The following is a 16,511-nucleotide window of genomic DNA, read 5'->3' as shown; positions in this document are numbered from 1 at the left end:
GACAGACACGGGATTCGGAGCTGCCAGCCTTGTCCACTCAAATGCCCCCCGCTCACCCCTTCGACGACGATAAACTGAAGGAAGAATGCGGTATATTCGGTGTCGTCGGCCTGTCCGACGCGGCGAATTTCGTAGCCCTCGGGCTGCACGCCCTGCAACATCGCGGACAGGAGGCTGGCGGCATCGTCAGCCATGATCCCGAACAGGGGTTCAACTCGGTCCGCCGGTTCGGCTATGTCCGCGACAACTTCACCCGCCAATCGCTGATGGAAACGCTACCCGGGCCGCTGGCCATCGGGCATGTGCGCTATTCCACCGCCGGGGCCAAGGGCGCCGCGATCCGCGACGTGCAGCCCTTTTTCGGCGAGTTTTCGATGGGCGGGGCGGCGATCGCCCATAACGGCAACATCACCAATGCCGATGCCCTGCGCAAGGAACTGATCGAGCGCGGTTCGATCTTCCAGTCCGGCTCTGACAGCGAATGCATCATCCACCTGATGGCCCGCTCCCTGCAACGCAACATCCCCGAGCGGATGGAGGATGCGCTGCGCCGGGTCGAGGGGGCGTTTTCCGTTGTCGCCATGACCCGCACCAAGCTGATTGGCGTCCGTGACCCGCTGGGCGTGCGCCCGCTGGTGCTGGGCCAATTGGGCGAAGGCTGGGTGCTCAGTTCCGAGACCTGCGCGCTCGACATCATCGGTGCCACCTTCGTGCGCGAAATTGCCCCCGGCGAGATGGTGGTGATCTCCGAGAAAGACGGCGTCGAGAGCCATTACCCCTTCCGCCGCCAGTCCTCGCGGTTCTGCATCTTCGAGCATGTCTATTTCTCGCGCCCCGATTCGATCATCGGCGGTCGCTCGGTCTATGAGACCCGCCACCAAATCGGCGTGGAACTCGCGCGCGAGGCCCCTGTCGATGCCGATCTCGTCTGCCCGGTGCCCGATAGCGGCACGCCCGCGGCCATCGGCTACAGCCAGGAATCGGGTATTCCCTTCGCGATGGGGATCATCCGCAACCAGTATATGGGCCGCACCTTCATCGAGCCGACAGAGCAGATCCGCAACATGGGCGTGCGTCTCAAGCTCAACGTCAACCGCGCCCTGATCGAGGGCAAGCGCGTGATCCTCGTCGATGACAGCGTGGTGCGCGGCACCACCTCCCGCAAGATCAAGGAAATGATCCTCGATGCCGGGGCGGCAGAGGTGCATTTTCGCATCGCCTCCCCGCCCACGGCCTGGCCCTGTTTCTACGGCGTCGACACGCCGCAGCGCGAAAAACTTCTGGCCGCGACCATGTCCGAGGAGGAGATGCGCGAGCATCTCAACGTGGACAGCATCCGGTTCATCTCGCTCGACGGGCTCTACCGCGCGGTGGGCGAGGCGCAGGGCCGCGACGCCAAGTGCCCGCAATATTGCGATGCCTGTTTCTCGGGCGAATACCCGGTCGAGCCTTCGGACATGATTGCCAAGGGATTCGAGCTGAAAGCCGCCGAGTGATCACGGGCAAATCGGCTGCATAAGCGGGGTTTTGCAACCCCGCGACATGCGGCGGCAACTTCCTGCCACAGCGGGAAACTCGGGCTTTTCTCTGCCGCGCGCGCCGCATAGACGCGCGGGCAGCGACAAGAACCCCCCGAGGCATTCATGGCAAACGAAACATCCACGCCTGCGGCCACATTGGCCACGGCGACGCAACAAGGTGCCCTGCCCTTGCGCCGCATCACATTGCTGGGGACGATGCATGGCCCGACCAGCGCCGTCGCCTTGGTGCGCTTGGACGGTGGCAAGGTGGCCCGGGTCGAAACCGGCGACACCCTTGACCGCGCCACAGTAGCGGCCATCGGAGAGGGCGTCGTGATTCTGTCGCGCAACGGCCGGGCCGAACGGTTGAGCATGCCCGGCACCTGATCCCAGCATAAGAAAAGGCCGCCCCCGGTTGCCCGGGCGCGGCCTCAATCTCAGGCAATTGAAGTGTCGGCTTAGCCGCGACGCGCCTCCAGCGCCTTCCAGCCGCCATAGACGACCATCGCCGCAATCACGGCCTTGACCGCATCGCCGATCAGGAACGGCGCCATCCAGTGGGCCCAAAGCTCCGGCACGGTCTTGCCCATCACGGCGGCGGGCCATGCAAGGCCGGGGATATAAAGCAGCGCCGAAACCGCGATCCCGCACAGCGCGGTCGAGACGACCCCGCGCGCCAGACCTTTTTCAACGGCCAGACCGGCCAGCCACGCCATGCCGACATAGCCGTAAAGGAAGCCGGCGGTCGGGCCGACCAGCGACGCCCCGTTCATGCCGCCCGCAAAGACCGGCAGGCCCATGGCCCCTTCGGCCAGATAGGCCAGCAGCGTCGCGGCCCCCATGCGCGACCCAAAGGTCAGGCCGACGATCAGCACCGCGAGCGTCGACAACGTCATCGGCACCGGAAAGAAGGGCACGCTGACCTGCGCGGCAAGCGCTACAAAGAGCGAGCCGGTCAGCACGACGCCGATCTTGCGAAGCAGGGTATCTTGGCCGATCACGGCCTTGGCTAGAACTGTGTCGCGCATCATGTCGCGTCCCTCCATTATCTCTGTTCGTCCCGACTTTTTCGTCGCGCTGCCGCAAAAGTCAAGCGATTGTCCTTGATTTGCCCCGCGACAGGTGGGATTTCCCGCATATGACACAGGATACCGATCTCCCCCTCGCCCTCGTCACCGGTGCCTCGCGCGGCCTTGGTGCCGCCATCGCCGAGGCGCTCTGCGACACGCATCACATCATCGCGGTCGCCCGCACCACCGGCGCGCTCGAAGAACTCGACGACCGCATTCAGGCGCGCGGCGGCAGCGCCACGCTGGCCCCGATGGATATCACCAACACGCAGGCCATGGCGCAGCTTTGCCGCTCGGTCCATGACCGCTGGGGCGGTATCGCAACTTGGGTGCATGCGGCAGTGCATGCCGCGCCCCTGGCCCCCGCCAACCATCTCTCCGACGGCGACTGGTCCAAATCCGTGGCCTGCAACGTGAGCGCCACCGGTATCCTCATCCCCTTCATCGCGCCGCTTCTCGGTGAGGCGGGACAGGCGATCTTCTTTGACGACGCCAAGGCGGGCGAAAAGTTTTTCGGGGCCTACGGCGCCACCAAGGCCGCGCAAATCGCGCTTGCCCGCAGTTGGCAGGCCGAGACCGCCAAGACCGGGCCGCATATTCACATCCTCACACCGCACCCGATGGCCACCGCCACGCGCGCGCGGTTCCACCCCGGCGAGGATCGCGAGGGGCTGGCACATCCGCGCGACGAGGCCGCGCGCCTTCTGGCCCTGATCTGAGCGCCCGCGCGCCTTGCCCCTGTGGCGACGCGCCGCTACACAGGGGCGAAACAGCGACAGGCGGGGCACGGGCATGCGAATTCTGATCACCAATGACGACGGCATCAACGCACCGGGGCTCGCCGTGCTGGAAGAGGTCGCCACCGCCCTCGCGGGCGAAAACGGCGAGGTCTGGACCGTGGCCCCCGCCTTTGAGCAATCCGGCGTCGGGCACTGCATTTCCTACACCCGCCCGATGATGATCTCCAAGATGGCCGAGCGCCGCTACGCCGCCGAAGGCAGCCCCGCCGATTGCGTGCTCGCGGGCCTGCACGACGTGATGAAAGACACGCCCCCCGATCTGGTGCTCTCGGGTGTGAACCGCGGCAACAACGCGGCGGAAAATGCGGTCTATTCCGGGACCGTGGGCGCGGCGATGGAGGCCGCGCTGCAAGGCGTGCCCGCCGTGGCGCTCAGCCAGTATTACGGCCCCGCCAACCGCGATCTCGACGACACGTTCGAGGCCGCCCGCGTTCACGGTCTCCCCACCCTGCGCCGCCTGCTCGACAAGGGGGTGTGGACAAAGGATGATTACGGCATCTTCTACAACATCAACTTCCCGCCCCTGCCCGCCGCAGAGGTCAAGGGCCTGCGCGCCGCAAGACAAGGGTTTCGCCGCGACATGGGCTTCGGGGTTCAGCCGCACCTATCGCCCTCGGGTCGGCGCTTTCTCTGGGTCACCGGCGCACCCCAGCATGAGCCCACCAGCCCCGGCTCGGATGCCGATGTGAACCTGCAAGGCTATATCTCCGTCACGCCGATGCGCGCGGATCTCACCGCGCATGACGCATTGGAGGCGCTCAAGGCCATCGAATGAGCGACGACGCCAATCATATCGCGGAACGCAAGATGCAGTTCCTGTTTGCGCTCCGCTCTCGCGGGGTAACGGACAAGGCGGTGCTGACGGCGATGGAAAAGGTCGACCGCGGCCCCTTCATTCGCGGCTATTTCACGGACCGCGCCTATGAGGACATGCCGCTGCCCATTGCCTGCGGCCAGACCATCAGCCAGCCCTCGGTGGTGGGTCTGATGACGCAGGCGCTCAAGGTCTCGAACCGCGACAAGGTGCTCGAGGTCGGCACCGGCTCGGGCTATCAGGCCGCGATCCTCAGCCAGCTTGCCCGCCGCGTCTATACCGTCGACCGGCACAAGCGTCTGGTCACCGAGGCAAGCGAGATTTTCCGCGACCTCGATCTCACCAATATCACCGCGATCACCGCCGATGGCAGCTTCGGTCTGCCCGATCAGGCCCCCTTCGACCGGATCATCGTGACGGCGGCGGCCGAAGACCCGCCCGGGCCCCTATTGGCGCAGTTGAAAATCGGGGGTATCATGGTGGTGCCCGTGGGCCAATCGGACGCGGTGCAGCATTTGATCCGCGTGACCCGGAGTGAGACCGGGTTCGACTATGACGAGTTGCGCCCGGTACGGTTCGTGCCGCTGGTCGAAGGGCTGGGGCGCGACGGGCAATGAAAAGGCCCCGGCCAACAAGGGGCAGGACATGAGGATGATCGAGATGCGTCACTTTCCACGACACCTGACCCTTGGGGCGGGCATGGCCCTGGCCCTCGCCGCCTGCGATCAGCCGCTCGATATCGACATGCGCGGCGCGTTCGGCAATGCACCCTCCACCGCCGAGGCCGCGCGCAACGCCTCTGCCCCCCGGCCAGAGCCGGATGCCCGTGGGATCATCTCCTATCCCGGCTATCAGGTGGCGGTCGCACGGCGCGGCGACACGCTGGCGCAGCTTGCCACCCGGATCGGCGCCGATGCCCGGGAACTGGCGCGCTACAATGGCATCCAGACCGGCGATCCGCTGCGTGAGGGCGAGGTGATCGCCCTGCCCGGTCGCGTGGCCGAGCCGACCGGCGGCCCGATCCAGCCTCCGGGTGGCGTCGATATCGACACGCTGGCCGGCGATGCAATCCGCCGCGCCGACGCGCAGAACGTCGAGACCAGCGCGCTGGAGCCCTCCGCTCAGACCGGGGCGGAGCCGGTCCGCCACCAGGTGGAGCGCGGCGAGACGGCGTTCAGCATCGCGCGGCTCTATAACGTGTCGATCCGCAGCCTTGCCGAATGGAACGGGCTTGGCTCCGACTTTTCGGTGCGCGAGGGGCAGTATCTGCTGATCCCCGTGGCCCTGCCCGGAGAAGAGACCGAACCTTTTGAGGGCGAAGAGACGGCGGAGGTCACGCCCCCCGGCGCAGGCTCGCCCACGCCGGAGCCGCCAAGCGCGTCGAAACCGCTGCCCGACGAGGAAACCGTGCCCGCCTCCGAGCCGGTCGAGACCGTGGCCGCCCCCGACCTCAGCGAGAGCGTGACACAGAGCGCGCGCATGGTGACCCCGGTGCAGGGCAACGTCGTGCGCGACTACGCCAAGGGCAGCAATGACGGCATCGACATCGCCGCCGCCCCCGGCAGCCCGGTCAAGGCCGCCGACAGCGGCACTGTGGCCGCGATCACAGAGGATACCAACGGCATCCCCATCGTCGTGATCAAGCATGCGGGCAACCTGCTGACGGTCTATTCCAACGTCGGCGCGCTCAGCGTCGCCAAGGGCGACAGCGTCAGCCGCGGCCAGAAAATCGCCGAGATCCGCCGCGACGGCACCGCCGCCCTGCATTTCGAGGTCCGCGACGGCTTCGACAGCGTCGACCCCAACGACTACCTCAACCCGTCCTGACGGGGCGGTTGGGGTGGCGCCGGGGGCTGGGGTGTTCCCAAGTCGTGACCGACGGTGATGCGAGGGGAGCGGGTTTTCTGAAGGTTGCACCGTTTCCCGACAGCGGACCTTCAAGCCGCGTGCGGCGAATGCCGGGTGAGAGCCCAAACCGCCCAAATGCTGCAACTTTTTCCGATGTCTGCTTACGACCACACGTGGCTTGGCTAGTTGCACCGGTTTCTATCGAGAGTGTCGATGTGGGTTTTTATGTCTGGAAGAGGGCTTTCATTTTTGTCGCTTTGCGACGCGTCAACGGCATCAGGAGCATACGCTTCGCGAGAAAAGACCTCATTCATGGGAACTGTTCGAGTGCTGCGAACCTGTAGGGGCCCAAACTCGGATGAGAACGCACTCGTTTGAAGCAAGCTGATGTAGCGGTTACAAGACTGATTGGCGGGTTCAATCAACACGTCGTATGTGTATGGTCGTAGAACCATTGGCAGGTCACGCTCCAAGTTGGCAACCAATTGACAAACGCTACCTGCTCTCGCCTTGGCAACAAAGTCCAGGTCCTCACTGATGCGAAAACGAACTTCGGCATCATTTAACCCAAAGAAGGTAAAGCGACTGTACCCAGGGGCCTTGAGCGTTCGCGGTGATGTCCTGAATTTTCTCGCGCAGGCGAGTTCCGACCACACCTTGACACGTTTGCCTTCAATCTTGACCAAGAAAGCAAGCTGATGAATTTTGACACTTCCGTTCGAGAGCTCAGTCTCGTTTATCGTCTCACCGTTTTTTGTATTCCGGGAATGCTTCCATGGCTGAATAAGACCTGAGTCCAGAAAAAAGTAGGCAATGAAAAGCACTGGCAAAAGCACTAGAGCGAGCAATCCTAGGAATAATTTTCTTATCATTATGGCTTCTTATCATATTACATTTAGATTTTTCAGTGACGATGTAAAAAATACCTTTTTGAAAGCAGATCATTCCAATGCGGCCTTGCAGAGCAGGCTACCTAAAGGGAATTTCGTCCCGCACACCGGTCACTCAACAGACGCCCAGCGAAGGCGCCGACGCAACCCTATTGCGCAGGTGGCGGCGGGGCGGCGCAATGTCCGCCTGTCGCCGCCAGCCCCGATCCGAGCGCCAGCAATGGCGGCGCGGTATAGGGGTTGAGCGGCTGCGACTGCGCGTGATCGAGCGCCAGCAGCCCCACCACGCCAAGCGCCACCAAGAGCGTTACGGTCCGGCGGATCATCGCTTGGCCTCCAGCCCCAGAACGGGGCGCAGCCGGATGCCCACCCATGACCCGGCAAAGGCCGCGATGAACCACACCCAGCCATGCGCCGAGCCTGTGCCGATCCCGCTGAAGAACGCGCCGATATTGCAGCCAAAGGCTAGCCGCGAGCTATAGCCCAGCACCAGCCCCGCCACGATCACTGCAAGCCACGCCCGCGCGGGCAGCTTGCCCACCGGCGAGGCGAGCCCCGCGCGCCACCACGCCATCAGCGCGGCCCCCCCGATCAAGCCCAGATCGGTGAGCGAGGTGATATCCGTCAGCAGGCTCGCCTGAACCTGCGCGGCATTGCCCGGAGCCGCCCAGAACGCCGAGCCCGACAGATCGCCGCCCACGGCCACAACGCCCTTGGCCACCCATAGGCCCAGCCCGTAGACCACGCCCCAGGGCTGGCCCGCCACCATCAGGTGCAGGATCGCCAGCCCGGCCAAGACAAGAATCGCGCCCCAGTAGCGGCGCGGCAGCCGGTGTGATCCCTTGACGCCGACCATGAGCGCCAGCACCGCCACCGCCGCCAGCCCCGCCAGCGTGATCATCAGGCCCTGCGTCCCTTCGAGTGCCACCACCGGCAGGCTGCCCAGAGAGGTCCACCACGACAGGTGATAGGCCCCGCCGAAACTGCCGATCGCAAAGAACGGCAGCGCGACCGCGCCCACCGCATTGCCGCTCCCGGCATTGACCAGCGTGCCCGAGCCGCAGCCCAGCACCACCTGCATCGCCGCGCCAAACACAAACGCCCCGCCGATCATCGCAAGGCCAATGGGCGCATGCGCGCCCTTCAACTCGGCCCCATTCGCCGCCAGCAACGGAAACGCCGCAAGCGCCACGATCCCGATGCAGATAAGCTGCGCGATCAGCCCCGAGGCGTCACGCTCGAGGATCATCCGCCGCCACGGACCGGTAAAGCCAAAGCGGAACCCTTCGAGCGCCAGGCCAAAGCCCAGACCGATCAGCAGCACCACGCCGAAGCGCGGCCCCGCCACGAGCGCCACGCTCAGCACCAGCGCGCCGACAACAAGGATCATGATACCCCGCGACACCCCGCTCGGGGTGGTGTCGGCGGGGGCGGCGGCGGTCGCGGTGCTCATGATACCGCGCTCAGTACTTGCCGGTGATCTTGTTGATCATGTTGCGGAACAGGCCCGGCACATTGGCCATCTCGTAGCCCGCATTCGACCAGCCGACCATGGACTCGGGGTACATGCGCACGCCGTCGATCCCCGCCACTTCGCTCAGCGCGAACCAGTTGGTCGCGGCCCAGTGGCCGGTATTGCAGAACGAGACCAGCTTGTCGCCCTGCTCAAAGCCGTTCTCGGCAGCCAGCTGACGGATCAACTCCGGCTTGATGCGCGCCGGCTCGTCCTGGCCGAACCAGCGGTCATGGGTGAAATAACGCGATTGCGGCAAGGTGCCGGGCATCGCCGCGGCCCCGTGCTTGGTGTTGCCCTGCCAGAACTCCTCGGGGCGGGCGTCGATCAGTTCGGCCTGCTCCTCACCATTGACGATCGCCTGCACGTCTTCGCGTGTGGCCAGCCACTCATCCGAGAAACTGACCGTGATCTCGCTCGGGGTCACGCTCGGGGCCTTGCCCTTCGCCACCTGCTCACCGGCCTCGGCCCAGCCGTTCATGCCGCCGTTGAGGATCGCCAGCGGGCTCACACCGCTCGATTTCAGCGTCCAGTAGACCCGCGCCGCAGCCCCGAAATCTGTCTGGTTGCTGCCCTGATGCACGACCACCACGCGGTCGCCCGCGTCGATGCCAAGGCCGCGCAGCACCTCGGTCAGATGCGCCTCCGAGACCAGTTCGCCGGGATTGTCGGACGGGCCACGAAACAGGCCATAGGGCGCGTTCAGCGCACCGGGCACATGGCCCTCCTCATAGGCCCCCTCGCCCCGGATATCGAGCACGACGGGCGCGCTGTCATCCAGCGCGGCGCGCAACTCCGCAGGCTCGACCAGCGGCCCAAGCTCTGCCTGCGCCGCAAGCGGCAGAACCGCCAGCGCGGCGGCGGTGAAAGTAGTGCGAATGAAGTGAATCATGTCGACCCCCGGTATCGGTAAGTTGTGACGTCTTGGCCGCTATCTAGACCTGTCGCCGCCGCGCAACAAGCCTGCAACGTAAAACTCACGCGGGTTTGACGTCGGCTTCGGGCGGCCTCACCCGTCTTTGGGAAAGACGAAACACCGGTCGCGCCGGATCATCAGCCACAGCGGCTTGCCCGGTTTGGGCAGGAACACGTTGGGCACCGTCGCCTTCAGGAGCGAGCCGTCGTGATCCATGCGAAATTCCACCAGACTTTCCGAGCCGATGAAGCGCGCTCGCTCCACCACGCCGCGTGCGGGCGCCCCGTCCTGCGGCGTGGGATTGGGGCCGCGCCCGTGGCGGTCAAAGTCGATCTTGATATGCTGCGGGCGGATCACGATCTCGACCTCCTGCCCGTCCGGCACGCCGGGGGCAAGAAAATGACCGAACGGCGTTTCGGTCAGCGCGCCCTGCACCCGCCCCCGGATCACGTTGATTTCCGAGAAAAACGCCATCGCGCTGCGATCCACCGGGGCGTTGTAGACGTTATAGGGCGCGCCCTGCTGCACGATCCGCCCGTCGCGCATCAGCGCGATCTCATCGGCCATGCGCATCGCCTCTTCGGGCTCATGCGTCACCAGCAGCACGGCGGTATCTTCTTCGCGCAGGATATCCAGCGTGTCGTCGCGGATACCGTCGCGCAGCCGGTTGTCGAGGCCGGAAAACGGCTCGTCCATCAGCATGATGCGCGGACGCGGGGCCAGCGCACGCGCCAGCGCCACCCGCTGCTGTTCGCCCCCCGACAACTCATGCGGATAGGCACGGTGATACTGTGCCAACCCGACCCGGTCGAGCAGTTCGGCAACCCGCGCCGTCTTGGCCGCCTTGTCACCCGACAGGCCGAATCCGACATTCTGCGCCACGCTCAGATGCGGAAACAGCGCGAAATCCTGAAACATCAGCCCGATATGCCGCCGCTCCGGCGGCACCCGAAACACCGTGTCGCAGATCAGGTTGCCATCGACATGGATTTCACCCGAATCCTGCATCTCGACACCCGCGATCATCCGCAACGTCGTGGATTTGCCGCAGCCGGACGGCCCCAGAAGGCACGTCACCTTGCCCGGCATGACGCGCAACGACACGTCTTCCACCACCACGCGACCGTCATAGCGACGCGTGAGGTTGTTCACTTCGAGCCGGGGAATCGGGGTCTGCACCGGGGCCTCTTTTTGTCTTTCCGAGCAATTTGATCGGGCTTTGCCCGCTGCAGATAGCAACCTCGCCCTCCCCATGCAAGCGCCGCGACCCGGCAGCCGTTGACAGCGCGCCCGATAGCTGGTTCGTTGCGGAGGATTTCATTTTGCGGAGTTATCCCACATGCGCGTTTTGACCAGCCTCACTCTTGCTCTTTGCCTCGCCCTGCCCGCCCATGCCCAAAGCGAACGTGACGCCCGCCTCGCGGTGGCCGAAGAGTATGTTTCGGCGACGATGGAAGGCATGGATATGCAGGAATTCATCCGCCAGATCTGGCAGCCCATGGTTGAGCAGATGGCGCAGAACCGTCAGCAACTCACGCCCGAACAGATCGCGCGCATCGAGACGCTGTTTTCCGAGGAACTGACCAAGCCGCTGACAGATGTGATGCACGCGCAGGACGAAATCCTCGCCGATCTGCTGACATTGCAAGAGCTTGAGACGCTGCGCGATTTCTACAATTCCGAGCACGGACGCTCGGTGATGGAAAAGATGCCGCAACTCGCGCAGATCCAGCAGCCGATGATCTCGCGCGTGCTCCAGGCCAAGATGCCGGTGATGATGCCGAAGATCCGCGAGATCACCACCGGCGAGACCGAATAGGCCGCGTTACCCCGTGCCGCCGGGGCGCACCCACAGGAAACATCCCGCCGCCCCGAGGATGCCGCACACCTCCTCGGGGTGAAGCAGTATGACGTCCCCGGCCGTGATCACAATGCCATCCAGCCGCGCCGTGACAACCACGCGCGCCGTCTCCGGCCATGCAAAGCCGCGTGATCCCCCGCGCCTGCACCTCCGCCAGAAAACCGCCGAACTGCGCCACCTCGCAGATCAGCGGCACCTCTCCCCGCGCCAACAGGCGCTTAACCAGATAGGGCAGCACGCCCCCCTGCCCTGGCGTCACAAAGCGATATGAAAGGTCCGTGGTGCCCGACATCCGATCAGTCTTTCGGCAGGTCCATCATAGCGGTGAATTCCGCCTCGGCGGCCATCTCCCCCTCGACCTCGGCCACCCCCGAAAACTTCCAGACCTTGCCGCCGGGCTTGCCGCGCGTGGTCTCCAGCTTCATTTCCAGCACATCACCGGGCACCACCATGCGGCGAAACTTGGCGCGGTCGATGGCCATGAAATAGACCAGCATGTTGCGGTCTTCCATGCCGAGCGCAGTGCCCACCATGACCGCCGCCGTCTGCGCCATTGCCTCGATGATGGTCACGCCCGGCATGATCGGCTTGCCCGGGAAATGCCCCTGGAAATGCGGCTCGTTCATGGTGACGTTCTTGAGACCGCGCGCGGTCTGATAGCCGTCGATATCGACCACCTTGTCGACCAGCAGGAACGGATAACGATGCGGGATAAGCCGCTGGATCAGGTGAATATCCGCAGTCTTGAGCGGCTCGGTCATGGCACATCCTTTCGCATCTTGACCAGATGTCCCTAGCAACTGCGCGGTCGCGGGGCAAGATAGCCCGACACCGTCACCCAAAGGCCTAGTCGCCGCCCGGCGCAGGCAACTCCGGCATGTCCACCGCGCCATTCTCATCGGGCTGCGGCTCAGGCAGGCTCTGCGGTCCGGTGCCGACACTTGCATTGATGCGGGTGATTGCCAGATCGGTCACATCCGCCACCTCGGCATGCAAAAGCACGCTGCGCCGGTCAAGCAGCACCACGGCCTCGGTCTCCTGCAAAAGTTCGGACAGCACCGGTTGCACCACCCGCATGAATTGCAGCGGGGCCAGATCCCGGCGGCGTTCCAACTCGCGTGACATGCGTTCGCTGTCCTGCCGCAACTGCGTGACCTTGGCGTCAAAGGCATCCGCCATCTCCCGGAACGCGTCCGGCTCGGTCTCACTGCGCATCTCGGTCAGCGATTGCTCCTCGGCCTCCAGTTCACTCGCGACCCGGTCATTATAGGCAATCAGCCGATCGCGCTCGGCCTGAATTTCGCGCTGCAACCGCTGGCCATAGTCGGTTTCGCTCAGCAATCGTTCGGCGTCGATCACGATCACGTCGCTGGTGACCACGCCAAGCTGCTGCGCCGCGCCCCCCTGCGGCACCCCCAGCCCGAGCGCGATCATCAGCCCGGCCATGACCAGCCCGGCGCGCATACTCAGAATTCCGTTCTGACCGTCAGGTTGAACGTCTGCTCCTCATCCCCCGGCTCGGATTTGAGCGCGTTGGAAAAGTTCATCCGAAGCGGACCGAACGGCGAGGTCCAGAAGACCGAAAAGCCGATCACGTGGCGCGGCTCGAAGCCGGTGGAGTTGAGCGGGCCCGTGGCTGCGCCACGGTTGTCGATGCCCCAGATCGAGCCGATATCATAGAACGCCCCGCCGGTGATCCCGTATTCATCAGGCAGACCAAGCGGGAACTCCGCCTCGAACTTGAGCGCCGCGAAATAATCGCCGCCCAGATGCTCGCTACCTTCGATCGGTCCCATGCCATTGGGCTCGAAGCCGCGCATCACCTGATCATTGAAGCGGTTGATGAAGCGGCTGTTCTGCCCGTTCGAAAAGCTGATCGCGCCACCTTCGAGAATCGCCCGCACCGTCACCTCTTCGTTGAAGATGGTGCGCTGCCCGACAATCCGCGCGGTGGTTTTGACGTAATCATTATCGCCACCCAGCCCGGCGAATTCCTGACCAAAGGACAGCAGCACACCGGCATCGGGATTGAGGCCCGTACGCCGCGTATCAAAGGAATACTCATAGCCGATGGCACTGGTCCACAGATCGCCCTGATTGACCTCGGCCTGCAAGATCCCCGAGGTGCCGTTATAGTCGGACATGTCCTCGTAACGGGCGTTGTAGAACACCCCGAGACGGCTGTTTTCACCGATCGGGAAGGTCAGGCTCGGGCGGAACGTTCCGATCGAGGTATCGAAGAGCGAGTTGTCGCTTTCGGTTTCCACAAAGGCGAAGTCGAGCCCGAGGGCCACGTCACGGCTTAGAAAGGCCGGCTCCTTGAAGCTCAGGTTGTAGTTGACCCGCTCCGCGCTCGCGAGGATGTTCGCCGTCAACTCCTGCCCGCGCCCGATGAAGTTGCGCTCCGAGAAACCCAGTTGGATGCCGAGACCCGAGTTGGTCGAAAAGCTGGCACCGACGGAAACGCTGCCGGTCGTGGTTTCCTCAACGTCGGTTTCGATCACCACCTGATCCGGGCGCGATCCCTCGCGCGCATTCACGTCCACATCGCTGAAGAAACGCAGCGCGCGGATGCGGTCGGCGGCTTGCCGGATGGCCCGCGGATTGAACGGGTCGCCCTCGACCACGTCAAACTGTCGACGGATCACCCGGTCGAGCGTCGTGGTGTTGCCCTCGATGTCGATCCGCTCGACAAAGACGCGCGGTCCGCGCTGCAACACGAATTCGATATCGAGCGTCAGATCGCGATCATTGCGCGTCACACGCGGCTCGACCCGCAGGAAATCGACGCCGTTCTTGATCGCCAGACGCTCCATCCGCGCAATCGAGTTTTCCACCAGCGTCGGTGAATAGACCACGCCGGGGCGAACCTTCAGCGTATCGTCATAGGCCTCGGCCTCGACCCCGTTATATTCACTGACGGTGGTGATCTCGCCAAAGCGGAACTGCTGCCCTTCCTGAACGTTGAAAGTCACGAAATAGGCGTCGCGCTCGCGGGCAAGCTCTGCATTCGTGCCGGTCACACGGAAATCCACGTAGCCACGAGAATTGTAGAAGTCGGTCAGCACCTGGCGGTCAAAGTTGATCCGGTCCTCGACAAAGGTGTCACGCTCGATCAGGGCCCGCAAAAGCCCGGTCTGCTTGCTTTCGATCACGCGGCGCAGGCGACGGTCGGAATAGGCGCGGTTGCCGACAAAGCCGATGCGCTGCACCTCGATCTTGCGACCCTCGAAAATCTCGAACACCAGGTCGACGCGGTTGTCGCTGCGGCGGATCACCTTGGGGGTGACACGTGCGGCGATACGTCCGTTTTGGGCGTAGGCCTCGGTAATTATCTGGGCGTCGCGCTCGGCCTGTGTGGGGCTGAACACCTGACGCGACTGGCTTTGGATGAACCCGGAAAGGTCCTCTTCCTTGAGCTTGTCATTGCCCTCGAAGGCGATGCGGTTGATCGTGGGGAATTCCGTCACCCGGATGACAAGCCGGTTGCCCTGCGGCTCGACCTCGACCTCTTCGAACAGGCCCGATTCGAGGATGCGCTGATAGGCGTCGTTAATCTGCCCGGCGCTGACTGTCTCTCCGCGCGCGATACCGGCAAAGGACAGGATCGTTCCGGCCTCGATGCGCTGATTGCCCTCGATGGCGACCGAATTGAACCGGTAAGATTGCGCCCCGGCCGGATCGGGCGCAACCAGTGTCAGCACCATGATCACCAGTGCCAAAATTCCGCCAAATCCGCGCATTACCACTGCCGGCATCCGCCGGCCCGTGTCACAATCATTCATTGGTCAAACCCAGTCAGACGTCCCATTGACCAAAGTCACTACCCGGTCCGTCGGGGCTTGTCAAAACGCGAGTTTAAACTTGTCTCAGAGCGTGCCCAAATAGCCCGCTGCAAAGAGCGTAAGCGCAAGCGTCGCGACATAAAGCAGAAGGTCGGCGTTCATTCCGATCAGCACGCCCAGTCCGCGATATCCATTCTTGATCTGTTGCATGACACGGCCCTCCATTTTGCTGAGTCGGCACCCGGTATGCCAGCACCGATGGGCAATTTCTGGTGCGAAATGTGGCAAAAGATGGGCAATCCCCGCGCCGGGCGGGCGCTGCGGCTCAGCGCGCCGCCATGAACCGTTCCAGCCGCGCCAGCCCCTCCTCGATATCCGCCGTGGCGCGGGCATAGGAGAACCGCAGCGTGCCCGCCCCGCGCGCCGGATCGAAATCCAGCCCCGGCGTCACCGCCACCCCGGCGCGCTCCAGGATCTCGGCAGCGAAGGCGCGGCTGTCATCGGTCAGGTGGCTGACATCGGCATAGACATAGAATGCGCCATCGGGCGGCGCGATGCGGTCGAACCCGGCGCGCGGCAGCCCCTCCAGCATCAGCGCACGGTTGGTGCGGTAAACCGCCATGTTCGCCTCCAGCTCCTCATGGCACTCCATCGCCGCAAGCGCCGCCACCTGGCTGGCATGCGGCGGACAGATGAAGAGATTCTGCGCCAGCCGCTCCACCGTGCGGATGTGATCCTCGGGCACCACCATCCAGCCGACCCGCCAGCCGGTCATCGAGAAATACTTGGAAAACGAGTTGATCACATAGCAGTCGTCGGTGATCTCCAGCGCGCTCACCGCCTTCGCCTCATATTCGATGCCATGATAGATTTCATCGCTGATGAAACTCGCCCCCGCCGCCTGCGTCGCCCCGATCAGTGCCCCGAGCGCCTCGCGTCCCAGCATCGTGCCCGTGGGATTCGCCGGGCTCGCCACCAGCAGCCCGCGCAGATCCTGCGCCGCCAGATCGCCCGGCACCGGTTGCAGGCGGTTTTCCGCCGCCGTCTCGATATCCACCGCCACCAGATCGAGCGCCCGCAGGATCTGCCGATAGCTGGGATAGCCCGGCGCGCCGATTCCCACCCGGTCGCCGGTATCGAAGAGCGCCGTAAACGCAAGAATGAACGCCCCCGACGATCCCGGCGTGATCACCACCCGATCAGGGTTCAGATCAACGCCATACCAGTCCTGATAAAGCCGCGCGATCCGCGCCCGCAACTCCGGCAGACCAAGCGCCACGGTATACCCCATCGCCTCACGCTCCATCGCCCGGGCCAGCGCGTCGCGCGCGCCCGATGGCGCAGGCGTGCCCGGCTGGCCCACCTCCATATGCACGATATGCCGCCCCTCGGCTTCGGCACGGCGCGCAGCCTCCATCACATCCATCACAATGAAGGGGGCGACCTTGGACCGGGTTGAGTTCCGCATTACATTCTTCCTAAGCTTGGGCATAC

At 64.2% G+C, this 16,511-nt stretch carries 17 protein-coding genes; 7 read left to right on the top strand and 10 right to left on the bottom strand.

Annotation, left to right across the window (positions count from 1 at the left end; all coding sequences use genetic code 11):
- Nucleotides 1–41 precede the first annotated feature (41 nt).
- Entirely contained in the window at nucleotides 42–1,496 is a 1,455-nt protein-coding gene (gene purF, locus RID11_RS07255) for an amidophosphoribosyltransferase (RefSeq protein ID WP_350137047.1), read from the top strand.
- A 147-nt stretch (nucleotides 1,497–1,643) separates the two neighbouring features.
- Nucleotides 1,644–1,907 carry a type II secretion system protein N gene (locus RID11_RS07250; protein WP_350137044.1) on the top strand — a complete coding sequence of 88 codons (264 nt, stop codon included), beginning with the start codon at nucleotides 1,644–1,646 and terminating at the stop codon, nucleotides 1,905–1,907.
- Nucleotides 1,908–1,978: 71 nt separating this feature from the next.
- Here the strand turns inward: RID11_RS07250 and RID11_RS07245 are convergent, their stop codons facing one another.
- On the bottom strand, nucleotides 1,979–2,548 hold the full coding sequence (locus RID11_RS07245; RefSeq protein WP_350137041.1) for a biotin transporter BioY: 570 nt from the start codon (nucleotides 2,546–2,548) through the stop codon (nucleotides 1,979–1,981).
- Nucleotides 2,549–2,658: 110 nt separating this feature from the next.
- Between RID11_RS07245 and RID11_RS07240 the strand changes: the two genes are divergently transcribed.
- From RID11_RS07240 to RID11_RS07225, 4 genes are all read left to right on the top strand, one after another.
- Nucleotides 2,659–3,309, top strand: coding sequence for an SDR family NAD(P)-dependent oxidoreductase (locus tag RID11_RS07240; RefSeq protein WP_350137039.1), 651 nt, complete (start codon nucleotides 2,659–2,661; stop codon nucleotides 3,307–3,309).
- A 73-nt stretch (nucleotides 3,310–3,382) separates the two neighbouring features.
- On the top strand, nucleotides 3,383–4,165 hold the full coding sequence (gene surE / locus RID11_RS07235) for a 5'/3'-nucleotidase SurE (RefSeq protein ID WP_350137036.1): 783 nt from the start codon (nucleotides 3,383–3,385) through the stop codon (nucleotides 4,163–4,165).
- Nucleotides 4,162–4,821 (top strand): protein-L-isoaspartate(D-aspartate) O-methyltransferase, encoded by a 660-nt coding sequence (locus RID11_RS07230; protein WP_350137033.1) that lies wholly within the window; start codon nucleotides 4,162–4,164, stop codon nucleotides 4,819–4,821. The genes surE and RID11_RS07230 overlap by 4 nt, the downstream gene beginning before the upstream one ends.
- A 34-nt stretch (nucleotides 4,822–4,855) precedes the next feature.
- Complete coding sequence (locus RID11_RS07225; protein ID WP_350137766.1) at nucleotides 4,856–6,031, top strand: peptidoglycan DD-metalloendopeptidase family protein; 1,176 nt, start codon at nucleotides 4,856–4,858, stop codon at nucleotides 6,029–6,031.
- Nucleotides 6,032–7,091: 1,060 nt separating this feature from the next.
- On the opposite strand, the gene RID11_RS07220 is transcribed toward RID11_RS07225, so the two are convergent.
- From RID11_RS07220 to RID11_RS07205, 4 genes are all read right to left on the bottom strand, one after another.
- A complete protein-coding gene (locus RID11_RS07220; protein WP_350137032.1) occupies nucleotides 7,092–7,268 on the bottom strand; it encodes a hypothetical protein in 177 nt (58 codons plus the stop codon).
- Nucleotides 7,265–8,398: a YeeE/YedE thiosulfate transporter family protein gene (locus RID11_RS07215; RefSeq protein ID WP_502949345.1), complete on the bottom strand. Its 1,134-nt coding sequence runs from the start codon at nucleotides 8,396–8,398 to the stop codon at nucleotides 7,265–7,267. The genes RID11_RS07220 and RID11_RS07215 overlap by 4 nt, the downstream gene beginning before the upstream one ends.
- A 7-nt stretch (nucleotides 8,399–8,405) precedes the next feature.
- Entirely contained in the window at nucleotides 8,406–9,347 is a 942-nt protein-coding gene (locus RID11_RS07210) for a sulfurtransferase (RefSeq protein ID WP_350137030.1), read from the bottom strand.
- 117 nt (nucleotides 9,348–9,464) lie between these two features.
- Nucleotides 9,465–10,550: an ABC transporter ATP-binding protein gene (locus tag RID11_RS07205; RefSeq protein WP_350137028.1), complete on the bottom strand. Its 1,086-nt coding sequence runs from the start codon at nucleotides 10,548–10,550 to the stop codon at nucleotides 9,465–9,467.
- Between the two features lie 160 nt (nucleotides 10,551–10,710).
- Here RID11_RS07205 and RID11_RS07200 point away from each other — a divergent pair, with 160 nt between their 5' ends.
- Nucleotides 10,711–11,190: a DUF2059 domain-containing protein gene (locus RID11_RS07200; protein WP_350137025.1), complete on the top strand. Its 480-nt coding sequence runs from the start codon at nucleotides 10,711–10,713 to the stop codon at nucleotides 11,188–11,190.
- 338 nt (nucleotides 11,191–11,528) lie between these two features.
- Here the strand turns inward: RID11_RS07200 and fabZ are convergent, their stop codons facing one another.
- The 5 genes from fabZ to RID11_RS07175 form a co-directional block, all read right to left on the bottom strand.
- Nucleotides 11,529–11,993, bottom strand: a complete 465-nt coding sequence (gene fabZ / locus RID11_RS07195) for a 3-hydroxyacyl-ACP dehydratase FabZ (protein WP_350137023.1) — start codon at nucleotides 11,991–11,993, stop codon at nucleotides 11,529–11,531.
- 85 nt (nucleotides 11,994–12,078) lie between these two features.
- Complete coding sequence (locus RID11_RS07190; RefSeq protein WP_350137020.1) at nucleotides 12,079–12,696, bottom strand: OmpH/Skp family outer membrane protein; 618 nt, start codon at nucleotides 12,694–12,696, stop codon at nucleotides 12,079–12,081.
- A 2-nt stretch (nucleotides 12,697–12,698) separates the two neighbouring features.
- Nucleotides 12,699–14,990, bottom strand: coding sequence for an outer membrane protein assembly factor BamA (gene bamA, locus RID11_RS07185; RefSeq protein ID WP_502949342.1), 2,292 nt, complete (start codon nucleotides 14,988–14,990; stop codon nucleotides 12,699–12,701).
- A 111-nt stretch (nucleotides 14,991–15,101) separates the two neighbouring features.
- Complete coding sequence (locus RID11_RS07180; protein WP_350137017.1) at nucleotides 15,102–15,227, bottom strand: hypothetical protein; 126 nt, start codon at nucleotides 15,225–15,227, stop codon at nucleotides 15,102–15,104.
- A 115-nt stretch (nucleotides 15,228–15,342) separates the two neighbouring features.
- Nucleotides 15,343–16,485, bottom strand: coding sequence for a pyridoxal phosphate-dependent aminotransferase (locus RID11_RS07175; RefSeq protein WP_350137015.1), 1,143 nt, complete (start codon nucleotides 16,483–16,485; stop codon nucleotides 15,343–15,345).
- Nucleotides 16,486–16,511 lie beyond the last annotated feature (26 nt).

The organism is Roseovarius sp. (genome assembly GCF_040219995.1).
Taxonomy (GTDB): domain Bacteria; phylum Pseudomonadota; class Alphaproteobacteria; order Rhodobacterales; family Rhodobacteraceae; genus Roseovarius.
The sequence above is the reverse complement of the archived record's forward strand: the minus strand, read 5'-3'. Positions and strand labels throughout refer to the sequence as shown.

Coding starts and splice junctions, on each gene's coding strand:
- RID11_RS07220 (WP_350137032.1), bottom strand. CDS start 7,268: ATGATCCGCCGGACCGTAACGCTCTTGGTGGCGCTTGGCGTGGTGGGG.
- purF (WP_350137047.1), top strand. CDS start 42: ATGCCCCCCGCTCACCCCTTCGACGACGATAAACTGAAGGAAGAATGC.
- fabZ (WP_350137023.1), bottom strand. CDS start 11,993: ATGACCGAGCCGCTCAAGACTGCGGATATTCACCTGATCCAGCGGCTT.
- RID11_RS07180 (WP_350137017.1), bottom strand. CDS start 15,227: ATGCAACAGATCAAGAATGGATATCGCGGACTGGGCGTGCTGATCGGA.
- RID11_RS07210 (WP_350137030.1), bottom strand. CDS start 9,347: ATGATTCACTTCATTCGCACTACTTTCACCGCCGCCGCGCTGGCGGTT.
- RID11_RS07245 (WP_350137041.1), bottom strand. CDS start 2,548: ATGCGCGACACAGTTCTAGCCAAGGCCGTGATCGGCCAAGATACCCTG.
- RID11_RS07175 (WP_350137015.1), bottom strand. CDS start 16,485: ATGCGGAACTCAACCCGGTCCAAGGTCGCCCCCTTCATTGTGATGGAT.
- RID11_RS07225 (WP_350137766.1), top strand. CDS start 4,856: ATGATCGAGATGCGTCACTTTCCACGACACCTGACCCTTGGGGCGGGC.
- RID11_RS07200 (WP_350137025.1), top strand. CDS start 10,711: ATGCGCGTTTTGACCAGCCTCACTCTTGCTCTTTGCCTCGCCCTGCCC.
- surE (WP_350137036.1), top strand. CDS start 3,383: ATGCGAATTCTGATCACCAATGACGACGGCATCAACGCACCGGGGCTC.
- RID11_RS07250 (WP_350137044.1), top strand. CDS start 1,644: ATGGCAAACGAAACATCCACGCCTGCGGCCACATTGGCCACGGCGACG.
- RID11_RS07230 (WP_350137033.1), top strand. CDS start 4,162: ATGAGCGACGACGCCAATCATATCGCGGAACGCAAGATGCAGTTCCTG.
- RID11_RS07240 (WP_350137039.1), top strand. CDS start 2,659: ATGACACAGGATACCGATCTCCCCCTCGCCCTCGTCACCGGTGCCTCG.
- RID11_RS07190 (WP_350137020.1), bottom strand. CDS start 12,696: ATGCGCGCCGGGCTGGTCATGGCCGGGCTGATGATCGCGCTCGGGCTG.
- bamA (WP_502949342.1), bottom strand. CDS start 14,990: ATGCCGGCAGTGGTAATGCGCGGATTTGGCGGAATTTTGGCACTGGTG.